Here is a 21,578-nt window from a genome sequence, read left to right on the forward strand (position 1 = left end):
AGGTTGATTTTATATGACAGAAGTTACATATTTTTTGGGTGTGGTCCCATATTTCTTCTTGAAAGCGGCAATAAAATGACTCGCAGTGCTATACCCTACTTTTAGGCCTACTTCATTCACATTAAACTTCCCACTTTCCAACATTTTTCGGGCCAAATCCATTTTATGGTCCAAGAGGTAACCATAAACCGTATCCCCATAGATTTGTTTAAAACCCTCCTTTAACCGCTTAAGGCTTAACCCAACTTCTTCGGAGAGTTCATGCAGGGTAGGTGGTTCGGACATTCGTTCCATAATGATCTCCTTGGCCCGTTTTATTTTGCGGACATTGGCCTCATCGGCCAAAAAAGGGCATTGCTCCACATCGGCATCCTGACTTTTGTTGAAGTACAAAGAGATAAGCTCGTAAATCTTACCTTTTAAGTACAGGGTTTTAATGGAAGGGTGAAGGTTATACGAAACCAGTTGGCTCAATACCACTGCCATTCCGGGGGTCAATACTTCCTGGGCGTAGTATTTCTTCTCCCCAAAGGAATCGCTCAAAAAAGGAATATGTCCGGCATCTTCCGAAAACAGGGAGTGAAATTTTTGAATGGACATGATTACCGAAACAATCCAGGTATCCGGATCCACCACCAAATGCAGGGGCAGATCTTTTTGGGTATTGTACAGCAAAAGGGAATTTTCTTCGGACACTTCCAAATGATAGGCCATTTCATTGAACAGAAATTTGGCGTTCCCCTTTAGGGAAAAATGAAACTGAATATAGGTACGGTCTATTTCATGCTTTATTTCTTGCAATCCATTCGTATCGTTCTGGATTTTAAGCACATAGATGTCATCCCGTACAAAAATCCGCTCATAAGAACCGTTTGCGATATTTTTCTGCATTGTTTTTGAATTTGTTTTTTCGCCCGCCTTATTTAGAACAGCTCTAAATTAATTAAAATCCTTCAAAACCGCCAATAAAATCAAAGGTTTCGCTAAAATACCCAAAAAAGGTCCATTTCATATATCTATTTGATATTAATAGAACCTCTAGCGTTATTTTTAATGATATCTTCCCTTTAATTTTGCGCTCAGGTTTGAGCAAAATGAAGAATTACCATCTATCCAGGCATCCTTCTTTTTACGCAGTAGGCCTTAGCTATAAAAAGGCAGATGCAGCACTAAGGGGGAAATTCAGTTTGGATATCCCAAAAATAGATGCCCTTATCCTCGATGCCAAATCCCAGGGCATAGATGGTATGCTGGTCATATCCACGTGCAATAGGACCGAACTTTTTGGTTTTGCCCAACATCCCTATCAATTGATCAAGTTGCTGTGCCACCATACCGAAGGAACGGTAGAGGAATTCCAGGATGTTGCCTACGTCCACAAGAACCATGACGCCATATCCCATCTTTTTAAGGTGGGGACCGGTCTGGACAGTCAAATATTAGGTGATTTTGAAATCATCAGTCAGATCAAACAGAGTTTTTATCGGTCCAAAAAGAACGAAATGACCAATCCGTTTCTGGAACGTCTTTGCAATTCGGTGCTACAGGCCAGTAAGCGTATCAAGAACGAGACTGAACTATCCTCTGGCGCCACTTCCGTGGCCTTTGCTTCCGTCAAATACATTTTGGATAAAATCCCAAATGTAAAGGACAAGAACATTTTGCTTTTTGGGACGGGAAAAATTGGACGCAACACCTGCGAAAACCTGATCAAACATACCGGGAACAACCATATTACCCTCATCAATAGAACCAAGGAAAAAGCGGAAGCTTTTGGCACTAAATTCCAGCTCAGCGTAAAGGACTTTGGGGAACTCCAGACCGAAATCCGCAAATGTGATGTCCTTGTCGTGGCCACGGGCGGTCAACTGCCAACGGTCTCCAAAGCCATTGTACACAACAAGAAGCCCTTATGGATCTTGGACCTTTCCATTCCAAAAAATGTGGCCGATGACGTCATGGAACTGGACAATGTGACCTTGGTCCATTTGGACCAACTCTCCCAGGTAACGGACGAAACCCTGGAGCGCCGAAAAAAGTTTGTCCCCCACGCGGAACGCATCAATTATGAAGTGAAGAAAGAATTTGTCCAATGGTTGGAAACCCGAAAATTTGCCCCGGTAATCAAAGCATTAAAAGAGAAGCTGAAAACCCTAAAGGAGGAAGAACTGGATTTCCACGCCAAAAAAGTACAGGATTTTGATTCTGAACAGGCCGATTTGGTTTCCGATCGGATCATCCAAAAAATCACCAAGCAATTTGCCAATCATTTGAAAAGATCTGAAGTGGACACTGAGGAAAGCCTGCAGTTGATCCAACAGGTTTTTCAACTTGAAATCAATCCGGAATGAAGGCGCCGCTTCGGATAGGGACCAGGGATAGCGAACTTGCGCTATGGCAAGCACAAAAAGTACAGGAACAACTTGAAAGATTGGGGGTGGATACCATACTCTGCCCCGTGAAATCCACCGGCGATCTGGTTCTGGACAAACCGCTTTATGAGCTGGGCATCACCGGGATATTTACCAAAACATTGGATGTTGCCCTCATTAAGGAAGAAATAGATATTGCGGTACATTCCATGAAGGATGTTCCCACACAGTTACCGAAGGGCATTGTACAGACCGCTGTTTTGGAACGGGCTTCGACCATGGATATTTTGGTTCATAAAGGAGTCGATTTTCTGGATGGAAGTGGAACCATTGCCACGGGGAGTTTAAGACGAAAGGCACAATGGCTGTATCAATATCCCAACCACAAGGTAGTTGACCTACGCGGTAATGTAAATACCCGTTTGATCAAATTGATTGAAAATGATTGGAACGGGGCCATTTTTGCCAAAGCCGGACTGGAACGCATTAAACTATTGCCCAAAGATGCCATTGAATTGGATTGGATGGTACCCGCCCCGGCACAGGGGGCCATGGTAATTCTGGCCTTGGAAAAAAATCAGGTGGCCGTTGGGAGTTCATCACAGTTGAACCATAGCGAAAGTGCCATTACCACCCAAATTGAGCGGGAATTTTTGCGCACTTTGGAAGGGGGATGCACCGCACCAATCGGTGCTTTGGCGGAGGTCAAAGATCAAAAGGTCCATTTTAAGGGCTGTCTGCACGCCCTGGACGGTAGTACCCAGGTGGCCATTGAAAAGGAACGCCCATTGAACAAAGTCCAGGACTTTGGAAAGAGTTGTGCCTATGAAATATTGGAGAACGGCGGCGATGTTTTAATGAAAGCAATAAAGAATGAAATCAGTATTGGTCTCTAAACTATTGACCCCGGCCCAAAAAGGGCTATTGATCAATGCTGGGGTCGGTATGGTGGAATGGGACGCCATTAAAAAGCAGCCCATCGAATTTGAACTTCCCCAGGAACCTTTTGATTCCCTCATCTTTACCAGTAGTTTTGCCATCCAACATTTTTTTTCCGTATGCCCTCCTAGTGGTTTTGCCACGAAAAAGGTGTTTTGTGTGGGTTCAAAATCAGCATCCTTGCTAAAGAAATATGGCCTACAGGTGTTGGAGGTGGCCAAAAATGCGGAAGATTTGGGGCAAATCATTGGAAGCCACCATAAAGAGGGTTCTTTTTTGTTTTGTATGGGAAATCTTAGACGGCAGGAACTACCCCATTTATTGAAAGAAAATAACATTCGGTATAAAGAACTTATCGTGTACCGCACCTCCTTACATCCAAAATCCTTTGATCAGGAATTTGACGGCATCCTGTTTTTTAGCCCCAGCGCCGTAGAAAGTTATATGGCAAAAAACACCATGGGAACCAGCACGGTTTTTTGCATTGGTTCCACTACGGCAGGAGAAGCCCAAAAGCATACCCAAAACATCATCATTTCCAACAAACCAACCGTAGAAAATGTGATTGTCCAGGTTGTGAAGTACGTTAAGGACAACCATAGCTTCAAACCATCAAAAGATTACGAAATTCCACCATATTAAACTATACTCAACGGTATTTAACAGATACATATGATCAAAAATGACTTGTTCCTACGGGCATTAAAGGGAGAGCCCGTAAATCGTCCTCCCGTTTGGATGATGCGCCAGGCCGGGCGTTACCTGCCGGAATTTATGGCCATACGGGAGAAATATGATTTTTTCACCCGTTGCCAAACCCCCGAACTGGCATCAGAAATCACGGTGCAGCCCATTCGGCGGTATGGGATGGATGCTGCCATTCTATTCAGTGATATCCTGGTCATTCCCCAAGCCATGAACATTGCGGTTGAAATGAAGCCTAATTTTGGCCCCTACCTTCCCAATCCCATCCGGACCGCAAAAGATTTGGAAAAGGTCATCGTTCCGGACATTCAGGATACCCTGGGCTACGTCATGGAAGCCATAACCATGACCAAGGAAAAACTGGACGATGCCATTCCGTTGATCGGTTTTGCCGGTTCCCCTTGGACCATACTTTGTTACTGTGTGCAGGGCCAGGGAAGCAAAAGCTTTGATTTGGCCAAGGGATTGTGCTTTACGGACCCAAAAACGGCCCATGGCCTATTACAGCGAATCACCGATACCACTATTGCCTATTTAAAGGAAAAAGTAAAAGCAGGATGCAATGCCGTTCAAGTATTTGATTCGTGGGGTGGAATGTTGTCACCAGAGGACTACAATGAGTTCTCTTTCCAGTACATCCAACAAATTGTTGATGCTTTAAAGGACTTCGCACCCGTTATTGTTTTTGGAAAGGGCTGTTGGTTCGCCTTGAGGGATATGGCCAATTCGGGAGCGGCTGCACTTGGCGTGGATTGGACCTGTTCTCCAAAAAATGCCCGGTATCTTTCCGGGGGGAACATCACACTCCAAGGTAATTTTGATCCTGCGCGATTGCTTTCGCCCCCTTCGGAAATCAAAAAAAGGGTCCATCAAATGATCCGTGATTTTGGTAAGGATCGATACATTGTAAACCTAGGACATGGTATTCTCCCGAATGTCCCATTGGAAAATGCAGCTGCGTTCATAGAAGCGGTAAAGGAATACAAAGGGTAGCGACCAATGGAAATTGCCTTTGAGAACTATAGCATAGCCCCCATCCAACCAAAGGATGCTTGGCGGTTGTGTGATTTCGTAGTTTCCAACGAAGCCTATTTAAAGACCTATTTCCCAGAAACCCTAAAAGAAAACCTAACCCCTACGCTGGCCGAGTTATTCGTTGCCAAAAAGGTGAAACAATTCGACAAAAAGCAGGAGTACCTGTTTGTAACAAAGGAAAATACCAATCGCACTATTATTGGGTTGGTTTATATTAAATCGCTTCATAAGGAAAAAGGCCAGGGGGAGTTGGCCTACTGTATGGGATATCAATATTCGGGCAAGGGGCTGATGTCCAAAATTGTACAAGAACTGATCCAATGGTCATTTGCTACTGCCGGGCTTTTAAAGCTTCAGATTATCGTCCACAAAAGCAACGGTCCCAGTATCAAAATAGCGGAGAAACATGATTTCCAGTACATGGGGATTTTGGCAAATGAACATCAAATGCCCAATGGCGATTTGGTCGATATGTTATTGTATGAATTGAACAAGAGCGATTTTTTAAAATCCCAATGAATGTGTTCAAAACCATATCACGGGTAAAATGGCGCAGCTTCTGGCGATTGCTGGGACTATGCATCACCCATCCTTTTTTCCTTTGGCCCACCTACAAAGCGACCAAACAGTGCATGCAATTGGCCACGGCCCATTTTGGAAAAAAGCATTATCAAAATGGACAAGCCAATGCTTTTAGACACGCACTTTGGAATATATTGATTGCAAAAAAGTGCTTTGTAAGCAGTAAGGGCCCCGCTAGGTCCGTCCGATGGGCAAAAAAAATTACGGATTGGCATGAAGAGGCCTTTTTTGGAGAGGAAATGCCCATGCAGATGGACTTTCATAACAATGCAGTAGGACGAAACCTATTTGAGGCCAACTTTGGATGGTCCCCACAGGAATTCGTGGATCACTTGTTGGTACTGACCCAAGCAGCCGTTAAAATGAACAAGCAGACCGATTTAAATCAATTAAAAAATCAATTGGTATACATAACAGATGACCATTAAAGACAACTTTTACAGCTACATACAAGGGCTGCAGGATGCCATTACCACCAAATTGGAGGCGGTAGATGGCAAGGCAAAATTTCAAGAAGATCTGTGGAAACGCCCCGAAGGCGGTGGTGGTAGGACCCGGGTCATTGAAAATGGCAACATTTTTGAAAAAGGGGGTGTCAACATTTCGGCCGTGCATGGAGCACTGCCACAAAGTATGCAGGCCTATTTTGGGGTAAAGGATGCCGATTTCTTTGCCTGCGGCTTAAGTTTGGTCCTTCACCCAAAAAATCCCTTTGTCCCAACCGTTCATGCCAACTGGCGCTACTTTGAAATGTACGACAAGGTTGGTGCAATTGTAGATCAGTGGTTTGGGGGTGGTCAGGACTTAACGCCCTATTACCTTTTTGAGGAAGATGCCGAGCATTTTCATACAGTCTGCAAAAAAGCCTGCGATACCCACGGAACGGATTTCTACGCCCAATACAAAAAGCGCTGTGATGATTATTTCTGGAACACCCATCGGAACGAGGCCAGAGGCGTGGGCGGACTGTTCTTTGATTACCTGAAAGCGGATCAAAGTAAGGACATGAACGCCTGGTACAGTTTTGTGACGGAAGTGGGAAACAGCTTTCTAGATGCTTATATACCTATCGTTTTAAAACGTAAAAACCTGGAATACGACCAACAACATCGTGATTGGCAGGAAATTAGGAGGGGACGCTATGTCGAGTTCAATTTAGTACATGATAAGGGAACGCTTTTCGGTCTTCGTACCAATGGCCGTATTGAAAGTATTTTAATGAGCCTTCCACCCCATGTACAATGGCGCTATGACCATCAACCCGAAACCGGTAGTGAGGAAGCCAAATTGCTTGAGGTTTTAAAAAACCCAAAGGAATGGACATGAACCAAAAATTACTAATGATCCATGCGGATGATGCGGGGCTGTCACATTCCCAAAACCGGGCCACTATAGCTTGCCTAAAAGAAGGCATGGTCAACTCCTACAGTATTATGGTCCCTTGTCCGGGTTTCGATGAAATTGCGGCTTTCGCCAAAGCCAACCCCAACTATGATTATGGAATACACTTAACGCTCACCTGTGAATGGCACAATTGCAGGTTCGGTCCGGTATCTCCATTGACCACGGTTCAAAGCTTGGTTGACGGTCATGGGCACTTCCATAAAACAAGGCAGGAACTAAAGGAATATGGTAAGGCAGCGGAAGTATACACGGAGCTCAAGGCCCAAATAGAGCGTGCCCTTGATTTTGGTTTGCGCCCAAGTCATTTGGATTCCCATATGTACAGTATTGGCGCATCCCCCCAACTCTTTGCCATCTATAAAAAGTTGGGACGGGAATATCAATTACCGGTACTCCTCAACAAAAAATTGATACAAATGGCGGGCCTTAAGCCCAACCAGTGTTTAAACGATACGGATTTTTGCATTGATCATGTGTATTTGGCCACCTTTGATGACTTCAAAAAAGGACATTTAAAGCCACGTTATTTGGAAATCGTGGACCAGCTCACCCCTGGCCTAAACGTAGTATTGATACATCCCGCATTTGATGATGACGAAATGAAAGCGCTAACCGTGGACCATCCAAATTTTGGTTCGGAATGGCGGCAAATGGACTATGACAGTTTTGTTGATGGGGAAACACGATCAAAACTGCTTGAAAACAAGGTAAAATTGGTCTCTTGGACGGAAATAACCCGACAATTTACAACCTAAAGCTGTAGCTTTATACCATGCGATTGAACCTATACCAAATTGATGCTTTTACAGACCGTATTTTTGGGGGCAATCCTGCTGCAGTCTGCATTCTGGATAAATGGCTGGATAGTGCTTTGATGCAGCAAATTGCCCAGGAAAACAACCTGGCGGAAACTGCCTTTGTGGTTCAGAACAATGCCCGTTTTGAAATTCGATGGTTTACCCCGGAAACGGAGGTGGCCCTTTGTGGCCATGCCACCCTGGCCGCTGCCTATGCCATTTTTAATTACTACGGATACAGTGAGGATACCATTCGGTTTTATTCACAAAAAAGCGGCGACCTTTTTGTGGATAAGGGCAACAATGGATTTATTACCCTGGATTTTCCTTCAGATGACAATGTAATGATCCGCGGTAACGATGCCATAGAAAAGGCGTTGGGTTGGAGCCCTATAAAAACCATTAAAGGAAAAACGGACTACCTTCTGATTTACAATTCGCAAGCGGAAATCGAGGCCCTTATGCCCAATTTTCATCTATTGGACCAATGTGATTGTCGTGGGGTCATTGTTTCGGCCCCTGGGGATAAGGTGGATTTTGTGTCACGCTTTTTCGCTCCAAAATGTGGTATTCCCGAAGATCCGGTGACCGGATCGGCGCATACCACCATGGCCCCATATTGGGCAAAGGTTTTGGGAAAGACAAAAATGACCGCCCAACAGTTATCAAAGCGCGGAGGAAAACTTTGGATAGAATATCTGGGTGACCGCGTTAAGATTTCAGGGAAGGCAGTTCCCTATTTAATTGGTGAAATTGAGATCTGAGTTTTAGGCAGTACGTTCAGACCAAAGGACTCAAACATATTGAAGTAGGACAAGCGAGTGAACGAATTGACAAAATCGAAAAAATAGTGTCAGCCTTGATTCAAACCATCAAAAAATTACTTGTAACCGATAACCTTTAACGTAGAAATCTAATCATGTACCCACTTATTCGAAACCGAAGATTGCGCACCTCCGAATCGATACGAAGATTGGTTCGTGAAACCGTAATTACCCCAGACGATTTTTTGGTACCGCTCTTTGTCGTGGAAGGGAAGGGTATTAAGGAAGAAATTGCTTCCATGCCCAACTACTACCGTTTAAGTTTGGACAATCTGGAAAAGGAAGTCAGGGAATTATGGCAAATGGGGCTTTGCGCGGTGCTGCTGTTTGTGAAAGTCCCCGACAATCTCAAAGATAATGAGGGAACCGAAGCATTGAATTCAAATGGATTGATGCAAAGGGCAATACAAACGGTTAAAAGTGCATGCCCGGAAATGCTGGTCATGACGGACGTGGCGCTGGATCCCTATTCCTCCTTTGGTCATGACGGTATTGTGGCAGAGGGGAAAATCCTGAACGATGAAACCAGTGAAGTACTGGGGGAAATGAGCATTTCCCATGCGCAGGCCGGTGCCGATTTTGTTGCGCCGAGTGATATGATGGACGGTAGGATACTCACCATTAGGGAGGCCTTGGAAAACGAAGGATTGACGGATACCGGAATCATGAGCTATGCCGCAAAATATGCCAGTGCTTTCTATGGTCCCTTCCGGGATGCCCTGGATTCCGCTCCAGTAGCCGTGCAAAATGTACCCAAGGACAAGAAAACCTATCAGATGGATCCTGCCAATCGGTTTGAGGCCATTAAGGAGACCCAAATGGATGTTGCTGAAGGGGCGGACATCGTTATGGTCAAACCTGGATTGGCCTATCTTGATATTGTGCGGGAAATACGCAATGAGGTAGAGGTCCCCGTTGCGGTTTATCAGGTGTCCGGCGAGTATGCAATGCTCAAGGCGGCCGCCGAAAAAGGATGGTTGGACCATGATGCGGTTATGCTGGAACAATTGATTGCCTTAAAAAGGGCCGGGGCCAATATCATCGCTTCCTATTTTGCCAAGGATGCCGTACGGCTACTTTAACTTTGCCTATCCGATTTTGAAAAATATAGCATTCCTTTTTGCCTCATTCCTTGGTTGGAGCTGCTTTTCCCAAAATGTAGATCATTTGACCAAGGTCCATCCTTCAGAAATGGGTTTGGATTCCATCGTTATACACACCAAGGCAGATTCCATCATAACGCATGGTATAAAAGAGCAGGCTTTTCCAGGAGCGCAGCTATTGGTCACAAAAAAGGGAAGGATTGTTTTTCATAAGGCCTATGGTTTTCATACTTATGATAGCTTGCAACCGGTCAGCTTGTCGGATCGTTATGACCTGGCTTCGGTGACCAAAATCACGGCCCCCTTACCGGCTTTGATGCAACTCGTGGACGAGGGAAAGCTGAATTTGGACCTCCCTTTCTCCACCTACTGGAAACCTTGGCGTAAACAAAAGGATAAAAAAGACCTTACCCTCCGTGAAATTCTGGCCCATCAAGCAGGATTGCACCCCTACATTGTCTTTTTAAACAAAATCAGGACAAAAAAGGGAAAACTAAAAAGACGGTTTATACGCAAAACGCCATCCAAAAGGTTCCAAAAGCAAGCTTATGAAAAGCTGTATGTCAAAAACCGATTTGAACGGAAGGTATGGCGAACCATAAATCGCTCCAAGGTATCCCAGGACAAGAAGTACCAATATTCCGGACTGGCCTTTTTGATTTTTCCCAAATTAATTGAACAGTTATCCGGGCAAGGGTACCCATCCTATCTTAAGGAAAACTTCTATGATCCCCTGGGTGCCAAAACACTTGGTTTTAACCCGAAAAAAAACGATGCTGCCCCCATCATTCCCACCGAAATGGATACCATCTTTCGTCACACTCTAACACAGGGGTGGGTCCATGATGAAAACGCCGCTTTGCTTGGTGGGGTTTCTGGGAATGCCGGCCTTTTTGGCAATGCCCGGGACTTGGCCAAACTGTTGTTGCTCTATCAAAATTATGGACAAGTGAACGATAAGATTTTTATTTCTTCCCATACGGTAAGGGAATTCATCAAAGTGCAATACCCAGAGAACGAAAACCGTCGTGGTCTTGGTTTTGACAAGCCCTTTTTGGGAAATGATACGTTGGCCCTAAAAGATGCGTACCCGGCTCCCTTGGCCAGTCCGGAAAGTTTTGGACACTCCGGTTTCACTGGGACCTTTGTTTGGGTAGACCCAAAATACCAATTGGTTTTTATATTCCTCTCCAACCGTGTTCATCCTTACCGTTCCCATAGAAACTTATATGAACTCAACATTAGAACAGCCTTGCACCAAGTCTTTTATGAAGCAAAAATTGAGGGGAATTGAAAACCCTGCGCTTTCCAAATTATTAATATCTTAGTCATAAGCAAGCACTATGGGACTCCTTATTTTCTATGCCGTTATTTCTATTTTCTTTTCTTTTTTGTGCTCCATTTTGGAAGCAGTGCTCCTGAGCATTACACCCACTTTCATCAATGTAAAAAAACAGGAAGGCAAGGCCTATGCACTGGAACTGGAACACCTTAAAAAAGATGTGGACAAACCGCTGATTGCCATCCTAACGCTCAATACCATTGCCCATACGGTGGGTGCCATTTTGGTCGGGGTACAGGCAAAAGTTGCCTATACGGACCTCTATGGGAGTACCACTCATTCCATCTTTGGCATTGAATTTACGGAGGAAGTCATGGTTGGCGTGGTTTCCACGGTCATGACCATCCTAATTTTGGTGGCTTCCGAAATCATCCCCAAAACCATTGGGGCCACCTATTGGAAGCAACTGGCCAATTTTACGGCAAAAGCACTAAAGGCCATGGTGTTTATTATGAAGTGGACCGGTTTGCTTTGGTTATTACAATTGTTCACCAAACTTATTGGAAAAAAAGGATCCCATGGCAGTGTATTGAGCCGTGAGGATTTTACCGCCATGACGGATATTGCCGAGGAAGAAGGTGTTTTTGAAGAGTCCGAATCCAAGGTCATCCGTAATCTACTGACCTTTGATGAAATTGAGGCCAAAGATATCATGACCCCAAGGACGGTAATGAAAAGTGCTTCGGAAGAAACTACCATTCAAGAGTTTTTTGAGGCCAACAGGCCTTTGCGGTTTTCCCGAATCCCTGTTTTTACGGAACGGGCAGATAACATCACCGGATTTATCCTAAAAGACGAAATGTTGGAAGCCATTATCAATAAAGAGGGTAAAAACCCCCTTTCTACCATACGGAGGGAAATCTTGGTGACAAGCAGAAACAAACCCATACCCCAGTTATTGGAGAAATTCGTGGAAAAAAACGAACACATCTCCCTGGTCGTGGATGAATACGGTTCCGTTAGTGGTTTGGTCACCATGGAAGATGTGATAGAAACCTTGCTTGGCCTTGAAATTATGGACGAAAGTGACAATGTGGAGGATTTACAGGTGCTTGCCCGCAAAAACTGGGAAGCGCGTGCCAAACGCTTGGGGATTATCCCAGAGGAAATTCCAGATGAAGACTAATGGAATCCGTCGTCGTACATACACCCCTTGGCTTTGCAGAAATAACCGGTGATGAAAACGGATTGGTTTCCATTACCGTTTCCGATATGGAGAGACCGTTGGATATCATTCCTGAAGTGTTGGAGGATGCTGTCCATCAACTGAAAGAGTATTTTGAAGGCATCCGTAAGACATTTGACCTTACCCTAAACCCCCAAGGGACCGATTTTCAAAAACGGGTCTGGGAAGCACTTCTCACCATTCCTTTTGGGAAAACGGTTTCCTATTTGGAGCTTTCCAAAAGATTGGGGGACGTTAAAGCCATTAGGGCCGTGGCGGCGGCCAATGGGAAAAATCCACTCTGGATCGTGGTTCCCTGCCATCGTGTTATTGGCAGCAACGGGGATTTGGTTGGTTATGCCGGAGGGCTGCACCGAAAAAAATGGCTCTTGGAACATGAAAGTCCCAGTAAACAACAGACCCTATTTTAGTTTCTCACAAAGTAGGTCGGGACAAAATCCGTCAAAATATTGGCCACTAATTCCCCTTCTTTGGAAATCTGAAGAACGCCTCCCGCCGTACTGCCATCCAACATGCCATAACCCAACAAAAAAATGTCCTGGGTGGTATCATAGTGTTGGGTGGTAACCCTAATACCTTCCCCTAATTCCCGCTCCACATTGTTCACGATTCCAAATAGATCGACGAGTTCATTTTCTTGTGTGGTCGTATCAAACAAAGCGGGCCCAGAAGAAAACTTAGCGGGTTGCGTATAGGGAAAATCATAATAAAGGACGCCTCCATCAAATACGGCATCCTCAACCGGACCTGCTGCAAAAGCGGTGTTGACCATCAGTGGAACCGCATCCACAAGGCCAAGGCTATTAGGGTCATACAATTCCAAAGTAGCTTCAACACCGTTCTTTATGATGGCAATGTTCCCGGATTCCGATATCAAAAAACTAATGGGAACCGTATTGAAATTCAATATGGGTCCCCTTACCTTAAAATCGGTGTCGTAAAATGTGAACTTGTAATCCCCCCGGTTGTCCTGATAGGCAAAATAGACTTTGTCATTGAACAGTACCGGTTGATAAACGAAGTCTATATCCGCATCTATGGTAATATCCTGTCCCATGGAATTTTGCAAATCCACATCCTGTATTCCCAGATTGCGTGTTTCAAAAGGTCCAAAAAAGCCCAGGAACACATTGGATGCATTGTTGGTTCCCCAAGCCACGGAACGTTCCGGGCTGTTGGCAAAAAAATCGGAATAGGTAACGAAATCCCCCGTTCGTACATCTTTGATGATCAGAGAAAAGGAACCGCCCCTAAAAAAATAAAACGATAACAGATCGTCCACCTCCCGAAGTGTAATATAGTTTCGGGCGATACTTGATTCTTGGGTAAGGTTCACCTGCTCACCAACTTTTGTCGCTCCATCAAAGGTATATTGATAGACATTTTCCAAATCCTGTCCAATGGCAATAAAATTGGCGGTCGATACGGTTGTCTCAGCTAGTATTGGTGCATTACCATCATCGGAATTGCATCCAACAACAAGGAGCACCAAAAAGGGCGGGATTATTTTTTTTAATTTCATAGCGTTTGAAGGAAAAGATACCATTAAATTGGGAAAGTTGTGGTATACTATTCCAAATTAGTACATTACCCCCTATGCTAAAGCGTTTGAATTTGGACAATTTATTGTTTCTGGACATCGAAACCGTTCCGGAACGTCCTTCTTTTACTGCACTTCCAGAGGAAAAACAACTGCTCTGGGAACAAAAATCAAAATACCAAAGAAAAGACGAATTCTCCCCCGAAGAATTCTATGACCGTGCCGGAATTTGGGCAGAGTTTGGTAAAATCATCTGTATTTCAGTGGGCTACTTTGCCTTTAAAGGCGATATAAGGACATTTAGGGTAACCACCTTTCACGGAGAGGAGGCCCAATTGCTCCAAGACTTCAAACAACTGTTGAACTCCCATTTTAATCAGGCGAAGCACTTGCTCTGTGCCCATAATGGCAAGGAGTTTGACTTTCCTTACATTGCCCGAAGGATGCTGATCCACGGCATAGGACTGCCCTATAAATTGGACTTATTTGGCAAAAAACCCTGGGAAGTACCGCATTTGGATACCATGGAGCTCTGGAAATTTGGCGATTACAAACATTTTACCTCCTTAAGGCTTATGGCCCATGTTCTTGGTATTCCCTCCCCAAAAGAAGATATGGAGGGCAGTATGGTACGTGATGTGTACTATGAAGAAAATGATTTGGACCGAATCATTACCTACTGCGAATTGGATGTAGTTACCACGGCGCAGGTTTTTCTAAGACTACGAGGGGATGATCTGTTGACTGAAGACGAAATCAAAAAAGTGTAAGGGCCTGTTTGGGAATCCCTATTTTTTAAAAAATTTGGTGCTTTTTAGACCGTTATAATCCTGCACTGTGACGATGTAAAGGCCGCTGGCCAAGTCGGCCACATTTATGGCTCCCTGGACCTTACCCGTTTTTAGTGTTATGCCCGCAGTTGAAACCACTGAAAAAAAGGCATCCCCGGAAAGTGTTGTACGAATTTGCAATTCATTGTCCGCAGGGTTTGGATAGACCTGGATCGATAGGTCCCCAGTTACCGATAGGGGGGTATTTTCCTCAATAACCGTGGCATCACCTTCATAGGTAAATTCGATTTCCCGCGAAAATTCCGAAACCAAATTCTGTGAGCAAACGGAACGTACCTTGGCCACATAGCTTTCTCCGTATTCGAGTCCATGCAATGGAAAGCTATTTTCCCAACTGGTGCTGGTTTCCCAATCCGTTTCCGTTTCTTTTCTATAGTGCAATTCATAGAGGGTTTCAGCGGAGGGAGCCCATTGTAACAATGGTCCGTCCTCTTCATTGACCGCTATAACAAATTCTTCGGGAGCTTCCAATGTACAGGAGGTCAATTCCGCCCCGGTAACCACTAAGGAAAAGTCCTGTTCTCCCATTTTAAGGTTTCCTTTATGGGTAATGGTTATGGTATATTCTCCATTTGGGTTGGTAATATCTATCCTTTCAAAAGGATCCACCGTATTATCCCCTTTTGCCGCTTGGCTTGCTGCTTTGGCAGGGTCCAATTTCCATGGCCAGTAAGTGCGTCCCTCTTGGGTAATCCTAATATCCAGATCATGGGTTAAGGCCGCTATCCGCGAATTTAAATCGCCCCGGTTCACTGTGTCACTTGCCGGATCGGTCCATGAAATGGAAGCGGACAGTGTTTGGGTGCCATTGGCTTTTATGGTAATTGAATATGTTTTATCCTGGACCAATGTTTCTTCTGAGATCAAACTGCTAAAGTCCTTATTCCTTAATGCTTCCGCTGCTTTTTTTGTGTTGATGACACCCCAGCCCATTTTGTAATCCGGACCAGGCTCCTGTACATCATCGGCAGTGTGGAGGGCAAGCCCTTTTAAGGTAGCGGCCCGCATATAGCTTCCATAAAGCTCTTTGTGATACTCCTGAAGAAGCAAAAGAGATCCCGTGACCCCTGGGGCTGCCATGGACGTTCCCATGAACGAACTATAGCTGGTATTGCTATCGGCAGTAGTGGAATGGACCAGGGTTCCGTCCCCTGCCAAATCCGGTTTAATCCGTCCATCGTCCGTAGGGCCAAAACTACTATAGCTGGAAACATTGGCTTTTTTCAGTTGCCCTTTACCGTCGATATGGGCATCTGCCCCCGCAATGACCAAACCATTTTTTGATGTGGTAAAACCAAGTAACAGGTCGAAACCATCCTGGGTCCTTCCAAAATTTGGGGATTCATTATCAAAGGAATTCCGGGCATTGCCGGCAGCAGCGACCATGAGATAGTACGGTGCATTGTACATGATGTTGTCCCAATCCTGGGAAACCTTGATGTAAGCCCCAAAATACCAATCCGGTACCCTATCCGTTTTTATGCCGTAGGAATGATTGGAAAGTAAGAGGCCGTTGGCGGCCGCCTCAGTAACTTCAATCCTATCCCTGGACCAATCATGACCTAAAGCTTCGGCCTCATAAGCCACTCCCCTCGCATTTTTTTTGATTCCGGCCGATACCACCGTTCCCGTAACCAAAGTACCATGGTCATCTACATCCCCTCCATCCCTATTCGTAACCCTTGTACCAAATTCCTGGTGTGTCAATCGCGCCGTTCCAGAATCCCAAACCCCCACCTTCATTCCATTACCGGAAAGATCCAAATCCAAAATACCTTCGGAGTACAACGCCTCCGCCCTGGACACCTTGCTTGTAGGTTCCATGTGCGTGGTATAGTACAATGGCGTTCCATCATCACCAATATCGTTTAAGGCAACCGTAGTACCATCCTGTTGTTTGGAGTTCACCGCCCATTGTCCTTGGATGGCCTTGTTAGTAAGGTTTTTACTTTTACGTTGCCATTCGTTTTTAAAATGGTCAATAAGTGTCTCCAGTTCAATCTGGTCATACTTCGCAGAAATATCGGCCGTCTCTTGTATGGTTTGTGCAATGGCAAACTGAAGAAAAAAGAACAGTACTAAAAAAAACGGATATTGACCGCTGTACCAGGAAGGTCTGCCATTATTCATAATTTGATTGAGTAAGATTTAGACTACAAATCTATTTAAAAACCAAAACCTTCCGATAAAATGCGCATTTATTTCGGTGATTGGTATAGTGTGGCCCCACCAGTTGTGGTGAAAAGCCGTTTTCCTGTGGTGAGTAAGAATTTTCTTATTTACTAGTCGTTGAAACGCATCACGACATAGACCGGGAAATGATCGCTATAGCCCCCGATATATTTTTTGCCCACAAAAGTTCGGAATGGGTTTCCTTTATACTTTCCCTTCCACTCTTTCAGAAAACGGGGTGCAAAGATGGCCGCCTGTTGAAAAATATGTGTTCCTGGCTCATGGTTTAGAAAACTATGTGAAAGGATAATTTGATCGAACAAACTCCATTTTCCCTTATAATTGGCACTCCCGGTCTGCGGGGACAGGAGTTTTTGCATGGGATTGATGAAATATCCTGAGGTCAGCAGCGTCTCGATACTCTCGGAATTTGGGTCATCATTAAAATCCCCCATGATCATAACATTCAGATTTTCTGCCCTATCATTTATCGATGTTAGCTTCCTTAGAATGGTATTTGCAGCCTCAATACGTTTGTATTTGGTCTCGTCCGCGCCATCTCTTCTTGAGGGCCAGTGATTTACAAAAACATGGATTCCCTCTCCGTTCAATAGCCCTCTAACATAAAGGATGTCCCTGGTGTAATCCCTATCACCCTCGTCATCTTCAATAAGTAAGGGCAAGGTCTCTGCCTGCTCTACCGTAAAATGGTCCTTGTTAAAAACGAGCCCGGTATCGATGCCCCGCTCATCCGGGGAGTCAAAATGTACATAATCGTAAGGGATGTCCCTAAGGTATTTGGTCCCCAATAGTTTTTCGACCACTTTGTCATTCTCCACTTCCGCAATACCGACCAATACAGGCGGGTGCAACCCTTCTTCCTCCCCAATTTTCGATATGGCCCTTCCCAATTTTTTGATTTTGGAACGATACCGTCCATCCCGCCATTTCTTGAATCCCTTTGGTGTAAAATCGTCGTCCAAAGTATAGGGGTCGTCATGGGTATCAAAAAGGTTTTCCAAATTGTAGAATGCAATGATACATTCCTTGTTTTTGCCATTATACCTGTTTTGGGACATGCCATGTACGTATTGGAATGACCAAAATACAAAAATGAAAGCCAAACAATATGTAGCTTTGTACCTATGCTCGAAAAGAAAGCCATTACACTGGAAAAAGGGATACTTATTGGGGTAATCAATAAGAATCAAAGTTTGGAAAAGGTTACCGAATATTTGGACGAACTGGAATTCCTTACCTACACTGCTGGAGGGGAAGTAAGCAAAAGGTTTGTGCAACGTATGGAAGTGCCCAACCCAAAAACGTATATCGGGACCGGAAAAATGGAGGAAGTACAGACCTATGTAAAGGAAAATGATATAGGTTCCGTCATTTTTGATGATGAACTCACCCCCGCCCAACAGAATAATATTGAAAAACTGCTTCGGTGCAAAATCCTGGATCGAACCAGTCTAATTCTGGATATTTTCGCGCAGCGCGCCCAGACCAGTTATGCAAGGACCCAGGTGGAATTGGCGCAATATGAGTATCTCCTCCCCAGGCTTACCGGGCTTTGGACACACTTGGAAAGGCAACGGGGGGGAATTGGAATGCGGGGTCCCGGGGAAACCGAAATTGAAACGGATAGACGTATTGTGCGGGATAGGATCGCTTTGCTCAAAAAAAAGTTGACCAAGATCGATCGTCAGATGGAGACCCAGCGCGGCAATCGTGGTGCCCTTGTCCGTGTGGCCCTGGTGGGGTATACCAACGTAGGAAAGTCCACTTTGATGAACGTGATAAGCAAAAGCGATGTTTTTGCGGAAAACAAGCTCTTTGCCACCCTGGATACCACGGTACGAAAAGTGGTTATCGGAAATCTTCCCTTTCTATTGAGTGATACCGTAGGTTTTATACGAAAGCTCCCTACACAATTGGTAGAAAGCTTTAAAAGTACTTTGGATGAGGTACGCGAAGCCGATTTACTGTTGCATGTAGTGGATATTTCCCACCCTAATTTTGAAGCGCATATTGCATCGGTTCACAAGATTTTGGATGAAATTGAAAGTTCGGATAAAAAGACCATAATGGTCTTTAACAAAATCGATCAGTATGAACCGGAGGTTATTGAAGAGGGCGATCTGGAAACAGAACGAACCAAATCCCATTTTACTTTGGAGGAATGGCAAAAGACATGGTTCAATAAAATTGGCGACAGGGCCCTGTTCATTTCGGCATTGAACAAGGAGAATCTGGACGATTTTAGAAAGCGGGTTTACCAGGAAGTGCGCCGTATTCACGTTACCCGATTTCCCTACAACAACTTTTTGTATCCGGAAAATCTGGACGAATACGCTTAAACCTTAATTTTTCTGTCAGAAAATCCAATTTTTTGCAAACAACAACATTCCGCTGTTTTACATCAAAAAAATTCAACTTAAAAATGTACACCTTACATTGCACGTGATTTTAGGGTTACCCCCAAAAACCGCTAAAAACAACTATAATAATCAACCAAACGAACTGAGCTTACCTCACGAAAAAGCCCTTGGAATTCCAAGGGCTTTTTTATCTGTGCTTCAAAGGGTGCTCTTTTAAAAAGCGTAACTGAGTCCCAAGGTCCAAAATGTTTGGAGTTCGTTATCAATGGTATCAAAAGTGGCGGTGGTATTGCCAAGGGTATTTACTTCGTAGTTCAAGGCTTCCTGTTTATTGCTGCGCAATCCAAAGTCGAAACCAACCCCAATGGCTTTCCATAACGTATAGGCAAATCCATTTGTCCAGGTCCAATTGCTAAGGTCACTGTCTTCATAACTTGCAAATATGGATACATTACTTTTAAAGCTGATTGCTCCTATTTGCCTTGTGTAATCCGCTAGGATTTTTGCCCCTGCCGATGAATTGAAAATGGTATCGTCCTCGGCAAAGACAAAGTTGTAGTTCAATGGGTGGATCACCACAACCAGATTCGTAATGGGCGTCCAGGTGACCCCTACACCCAAATCCAGATAGCCGGGGTCATTAAAGTTGTTCAACAATGTAGTGCGATATTCCATCAATCCCGAAACGGCCCATTTTTCGCTCAATTTTCTACCATAAAGGGAGGAAAGGTTGAAAACGTCCGTAGTGGGTTGAAAACTATCATCGTCATTGGGGTCATCTTTATCGTCAATCTTTACCCATGTCAAATTTGTGGTCAGGGCATTTCTCCAAAAGAACTTCTCCTGCTGTAGGTTGGCAAAAGCATTGCCCGTAATGCCAATGTTTCCGGCATTGTTGTTTGGCGTGCCCTGTGCAAACCAATTGTTGAATTGGGAAATGGTTCCACCAATGGTACCAAATGCCCCAATTTTCCAGCCTGGTAGAGCATCAATTTGAGCTTGAATGGCATCTACCCTCCCCTGGATAGCAGCAATGGAATCCTTTTTTTCAGCCAATTGTGTTTTTAGCTCATCCTCGGTCTGGGCATGGGCACATAGCATTCCCCCCAAAGCAAGTAATGCTAAGACTGCTTTTTTCATAGTGTTTAGTGTTTATGGAATTAGAAACGCAAATGTAAGAATAGTCACATAGGGCAAAAAATAATTTACCTTCTCTTAAAATTGACTTATTGGTCCATTCATCGTATTTCCGTAATTTCAAAAAAGTCTGCGCAGATATCTTCTGTTTCGAACGACTCGTAAATAAAACCGCTGAACACGACGTTTATCCCCTCTTCTTGAAATTCTTCGGTAAGATTACAAGGGGCAAACAATCCAGTGGCACTGATTGATACCCCCATATTTGGGGCAATAGTGTAAGCCGAAATACAGCGTCCAATAGTTCCGCTACCATTATCGACGGTGCCCACTATTCTGCGACCTTCTTCTTGAAAACAGCCTAATTCAGGGTCATTATCATCTTCGGAGCATCCCATGACCAGCCCCAAAAGAAGCAAAAATCCAGTAACTATTTTTGTTTTCAATGTATTGAATTAAGGTGGATTGGTGTTCTGCTTTCTAGATGGGAATTCCCAAAAAAGTTGCGCGCTGTTTGGGATTCCCCTGGTAGTGTTAAAATTGAATCCTGTATTCCCCGTAATCCTGTATGGGTCAGGTCAAAAATCTACCGCCGTTTAAAAATAGGCACCGAAGAACAGGCTTCCCCGTACATTACACTTTTGGCGACCTCCTGGATCTTTTCCACGGCAAAAATGTAGGCATTCTGGGGGACGGGCTTATGGGAACACCCTTTTATAATAACCGGTTTATCCTTAAAAGTGGACACATCCAAATCCCGCAGGACATCTTGATAAATCGCCGTTTCCAAGGTTTCCAAATCACCAACCACCACCTTTTTGGCAAACGGTCCCAAGCGGGACGCCAGAAACATATAGGCCCAACCCGGAATTATGGCTTCCGATGAGCAGGTCAAAGCCACATAGTGATCTTGGTACTGCGTCCAATCATGTTCCAACGCCTTGGTTCGGAACTCCTTTTCCCTTAAAATAAGCCCTTCAAAAAGCCAGTCCTTAATGTCCAGGACCAATCGCTGACCTGTTGGATACAATTCTTCCAAATCAAAGGTGATCAATTTGCTTTGGGCTACCCTATTTACTATTTCAGACATCAGAATTCAGTTTTTGTTGTTCACCGTTTGATTGGGCCAAATATCTTCTTTCGTTAATCCATCATTCCTGCGAAAGCAGAAATCTGCTTCAATCCTTAGACGGATTCCGTATCACGTG

22 protein-coding genes are annotated in these 21,578 nt (G+C 44.4%); 15 read left to right on the plus strand and 7 right to left on the minus strand.

Features of this window, described 5'->3' with window-relative positions:
- Positions 1–9 precede the first annotated feature (9 nt).
- The gene (locus tag L0P88_RS09120; RefSeq protein WP_247134283.1) at positions 10–891 is read right to left on the minus strand and encodes an AraC family transcriptional regulator; all 882 of its coding nucleotides are present in this window, start codon (positions 889–891) and stop codon (positions 10–12) included.
- Between the two features lie 203 nt (positions 892–1,094).
- Here L0P88_RS09120 and hemA point away from each other — a divergent pair, with 203 nt between their 5' ends.
- The 13 genes from hemA to L0P88_RS09185 all read left to right on the plus strand — a co-directional run bounded on the left by hemA (position 1,095) and on the right by L0P88_RS09185 (position 12,699).
- Positions 1,095–2,351, plus strand: coding sequence for a glutamyl-tRNA reductase (hemA, locus tag L0P88_RS09125; RefSeq protein ID WP_247134284.1), 1,257 nt, complete (start codon positions 1,095–1,097; stop codon positions 2,349–2,351).
- Entirely contained in the window at positions 2,348–3,268 is a 921-nt protein-coding gene (gene hemC, locus L0P88_RS09130; RefSeq protein WP_247134285.1) for a hydroxymethylbilane synthase, read from the plus strand. The genes hemA and hemC overlap by 4 nt, the downstream gene beginning before the upstream one ends.
- Positions 3,246–3,953, plus strand: coding sequence for a uroporphyrinogen-III synthase (locus tag L0P88_RS09135; RefSeq protein ID WP_247134286.1), 708 nt, complete (start codon positions 3,246–3,248; stop codon positions 3,951–3,953). The genes hemC and L0P88_RS09135 overlap by 23 nt, the downstream gene beginning before the upstream one ends.
- A gap of 30 nt (positions 3,954–3,983) precedes the next feature.
- Positions 3,984–5,009 carry a uroporphyrinogen decarboxylase gene (hemE, locus tag L0P88_RS09140; RefSeq protein ID WP_247134287.1) on the plus strand — a complete coding sequence of 342 codons (1,026 nt, stop codon included), beginning with the start codon at positions 3,984–3,986 and terminating at the stop codon, positions 5,007–5,009.
- Positions 5,010–5,015: 6 nt separating this feature from the next.
- Positions 5,016–5,570, plus strand: coding sequence for a GNAT family N-acetyltransferase (locus L0P88_RS09145; protein ID WP_247134288.1), 555 nt, complete (start codon positions 5,016–5,018; stop codon positions 5,568–5,570).
- A 2-nt stretch (positions 5,571–5,572) separates the two neighbouring features.
- Positions 5,573–6,061, plus strand: a complete 489-nt coding sequence (locus L0P88_RS09150; protein ID WP_247134289.1) for a DUF6973 domain-containing protein — start codon at positions 5,573–5,575, stop codon at positions 6,059–6,061.
- On the plus strand, positions 6,057–6,959 hold the full coding sequence (hemF, locus tag L0P88_RS09155) for an oxygen-dependent coproporphyrinogen oxidase (protein WP_247134860.1): 903 nt from the start codon (positions 6,057–6,059) through the stop codon (positions 6,957–6,959). The genes L0P88_RS09150 and hemF overlap by 5 nt, the downstream gene beginning before the upstream one ends.
- The gene (locus L0P88_RS09160) at positions 6,956–7,792 is read left to right on the plus strand and encodes a polysaccharide deacetylase family protein (protein ID WP_247134290.1); all 837 of its coding nucleotides are present in this window, start codon (positions 6,956–6,958) and stop codon (positions 7,790–7,792) included. The genes hemF and L0P88_RS09160 overlap by 4 nt, the downstream gene beginning before the upstream one ends.
- Before the next feature lie 17 nt (positions 7,793–7,809).
- The gene (locus L0P88_RS09165) at positions 7,810–8,598 is read left to right on the plus strand and encodes a PhzF family phenazine biosynthesis protein (RefSeq protein ID WP_247134291.1); all 789 of its coding nucleotides are present in this window, start codon (positions 7,810–7,812) and stop codon (positions 8,596–8,598) included.
- Positions 8,599–8,753: 155 nt separating this feature from the next.
- Positions 8,754–9,740 carry a porphobilinogen synthase gene (gene hemB, locus L0P88_RS09170; protein ID WP_247134292.1) on the plus strand — a complete coding sequence of 329 codons (987 nt, stop codon included), beginning with the start codon at positions 8,754–8,756 and terminating at the stop codon, positions 9,738–9,740.
- Positions 9,741–9,756: 16 nt separating this feature from the next.
- Entirely contained in the window at positions 9,757–11,055 is a 1,299-nt protein-coding gene (locus tag L0P88_RS09175) for a serine hydrolase domain-containing protein (protein ID WP_247134293.1), read from the plus strand.
- A 49-nt stretch (positions 11,056–11,104) separates the two neighbouring features.
- The gene (locus L0P88_RS09180; RefSeq protein WP_247134294.1) at positions 11,105–12,229 is read left to right on the plus strand and encodes a CNNM domain-containing protein; all 1,125 of its coding nucleotides are present in this window, start codon (positions 11,105–11,107) and stop codon (positions 12,227–12,229) included.
- Positions 12,229–12,699 carry a methylated-DNA--[protein]-cysteine S-methyltransferase gene (locus L0P88_RS09185; RefSeq protein WP_247134295.1) on the plus strand — a complete coding sequence of 157 codons (471 nt, stop codon included), beginning with the start codon at positions 12,229–12,231 and terminating at the stop codon, positions 12,697–12,699. The genes L0P88_RS09180 and L0P88_RS09185 overlap by 1 nt, the downstream gene beginning before the upstream one ends.
- Here the strand turns inward: L0P88_RS09185 and L0P88_RS09190 are convergent.
- On the minus strand, positions 12,696–13,811 hold the full coding sequence (locus tag L0P88_RS09190; RefSeq protein WP_247134296.1) for a hypothetical protein: 1,116 nt from the start codon (positions 13,809–13,811) through the stop codon (positions 12,696–12,698). The genes L0P88_RS09185 and L0P88_RS09190 overlap by 4 nt on opposite strands.
- Positions 13,812–13,885: 74 nt before the next feature.
- Here L0P88_RS09190 and L0P88_RS09195 point away from each other — a divergent pair, with 74 nt between their 5' ends.
- On the plus strand, positions 13,886–14,599 hold the full coding sequence (locus L0P88_RS09195) for a 3'-5' exonuclease (protein ID WP_247134297.1): 714 nt from the start codon (positions 13,886–13,888) through the stop codon (positions 14,597–14,599).
- Positions 14,600–14,617: 18 nt separating this feature from the next.
- Here L0P88_RS09195 and L0P88_RS09200 read toward each other — a convergent pair whose 3' ends face one another.
- The gene (locus L0P88_RS09200) at positions 14,618–16,810 is read right to left on the minus strand and encodes a S8 family serine peptidase (RefSeq protein ID WP_247134298.1); all 2,193 of its coding nucleotides are present in this window, start codon (positions 16,808–16,810) and stop codon (positions 14,618–14,620) included.
- A 152-nt stretch (positions 16,811–16,962) separates the two neighbouring features.
- Positions 16,963–17,931 (minus strand): endonuclease, encoded by a 969-nt coding sequence (locus L0P88_RS09205; protein WP_247134299.1) that lies wholly within the window; start codon positions 17,929–17,931, stop codon positions 16,963–16,965.
- Between the two features lie 66 nt (positions 17,932–17,997).
- On the opposite strand from L0P88_RS09205, the gene hflX reads away from it, so the two are divergent.
- On the plus strand, positions 17,998–19,212 hold the full coding sequence (gene hflX / locus L0P88_RS09210; protein WP_247134300.1) for a GTPase HflX: 1,215 nt from the start codon (positions 17,998–18,000) through the stop codon (positions 19,210–19,212).
- A gap of 234 nt (positions 19,213–19,446) precedes the next feature.
- Here the strand turns inward: hflX and L0P88_RS09215 are convergent, their stop codons facing one another.
- The 3 genes from L0P88_RS09215 to L0P88_RS09225 all read right to left on the minus strand — a co-directional run bounded on the left by L0P88_RS09215 (position 19,447) and on the right by L0P88_RS09225 (position 21,460).
- Positions 19,447–20,373 (minus strand): DUF3078 domain-containing protein, encoded by a 927-nt coding sequence (locus L0P88_RS09215; RefSeq protein ID WP_247134301.1) that lies wholly within the window; start codon positions 20,371–20,373, stop codon positions 19,447–19,449.
- A gap of 98 nt (positions 20,374–20,471) precedes the next feature.
- The gene (locus L0P88_RS09220) at positions 20,472–20,816 is read right to left on the minus strand and encodes a hypothetical protein (RefSeq protein ID WP_247134302.1); all 345 of its coding nucleotides are present in this window, start codon (positions 20,814–20,816) and stop codon (positions 20,472–20,474) included.
- 140 nt (positions 20,817–20,956) lie between these two features.
- Positions 20,957–21,460 (minus strand): DUF2480 family protein, encoded by a 504-nt coding sequence (locus L0P88_RS09225; RefSeq protein WP_247134303.1) that lies wholly within the window; start codon positions 21,458–21,460, stop codon positions 20,957–20,959.
- Positions 21,461–21,578 lie beyond the last annotated feature (118 nt).

The organism is Muricauda sp. SCSIO 64092, assembly GCF_023016285.1.
Taxonomy (GTDB): domain Bacteria; phylum Bacteroidota; class Bacteroidia; order Flavobacteriales; family Flavobacteriaceae; genus Croceivirga.

Coding starts and splice junctions, on each gene's coding strand:
- L0P88_RS09120 (WP_247134283.1), bottom strand. CDS start 891: ATGCAGAAAAATATCGCAAACGGTTCTTATGAGCGGATTTTTGTACGG.
- hemA (WP_247134284.1), top strand. CDS start 1,095: ATGAAGAATTACCATCTATCCAGGCATCCTTCTTTTTACGCAGTAGGC.
- hemC (WP_247134285.1), top strand. CDS start 2,348: ATGAAGGCGCCGCTTCGGATAGGGACCAGGGATAGCGAACTTGCGCTA.
- L0P88_RS09135 (WP_247134286.1), top strand. CDS start 3,246: ATGAAATCAGTATTGGTCTCTAAACTATTGACCCCGGCCCAAAAAGGG.
- hemE (WP_247134287.1), top strand. CDS start 3,984: ATGATCAAAAATGACTTGTTCCTACGGGCATTAAAGGGAGAGCCCGTA.
- L0P88_RS09145 (WP_247134288.1), top strand. CDS start 5,016: ATGGAAATTGCCTTTGAGAACTATAGCATAGCCCCCATCCAACCAAAG.
- L0P88_RS09160 (WP_247134290.1), top strand. CDS start 6,956: ATGAACCAAAAATTACTAATGATCCATGCGGATGATGCGGGGCTGTCA.
- L0P88_RS09165 (WP_247134291.1), top strand. CDS start 7,810: ATGCGATTGAACCTATACCAAATTGATGCTTTTACAGACCGTATTTTT.
- hemB (WP_247134292.1), top strand. CDS start 8,754: ATGTACCCACTTATTCGAAACCGAAGATTGCGCACCTCCGAATCGATA.
- L0P88_RS09180 (WP_247134294.1), top strand. CDS start 11,105: ATGGGACTCCTTATTTTCTATGCCGTTATTTCTATTTTCTTTTCTTTT.
- L0P88_RS09185 (WP_247134295.1), top strand. CDS start 12,229: ATGGAATCCGTCGTCGTACATACACCCCTTGGCTTTGCAGAAATAACC.
- L0P88_RS09190 (WP_247134296.1), bottom strand. CDS start 13,811: ATGAAATTAAAAAAAATAATCCCGCCCTTTTTGGTGCTCCTTGTTGTT.
- L0P88_RS09195 (WP_247134297.1), top strand. CDS start 13,886: ATGCTAAAGCGTTTGAATTTGGACAATTTATTGTTTCTGGACATCGAA.
- L0P88_RS09200 (WP_247134298.1), bottom strand. CDS start 16,810: ATGAATAATGGCAGACCTTCCTGGTACAGCGGTCAATATCCGTTTTTT.
- L0P88_RS09205 (WP_247134299.1), bottom strand. CDS start 17,931: ATGTCCCAAAACAGGTATAATGGCAAAAACAAGGAATGTATCATTGCA.
- hflX (WP_247134300.1), top strand. CDS start 17,998: ATGCTCGAAAAGAAAGCCATTACACTGGAAAAAGGGATACTTATTGGG.
- L0P88_RS09215 (WP_247134301.1), bottom strand. CDS start 20,373: ATGAAAAAAGCAGTCTTAGCATTACTTGCTTTGGGGGGAATGCTATGT.
- L0P88_RS09225 (WP_247134303.1), bottom strand. CDS start 21,460: ATGTCTGAAATAGTAAATAGGGTAGCCCAAAGCAAATTGATCACCTTT.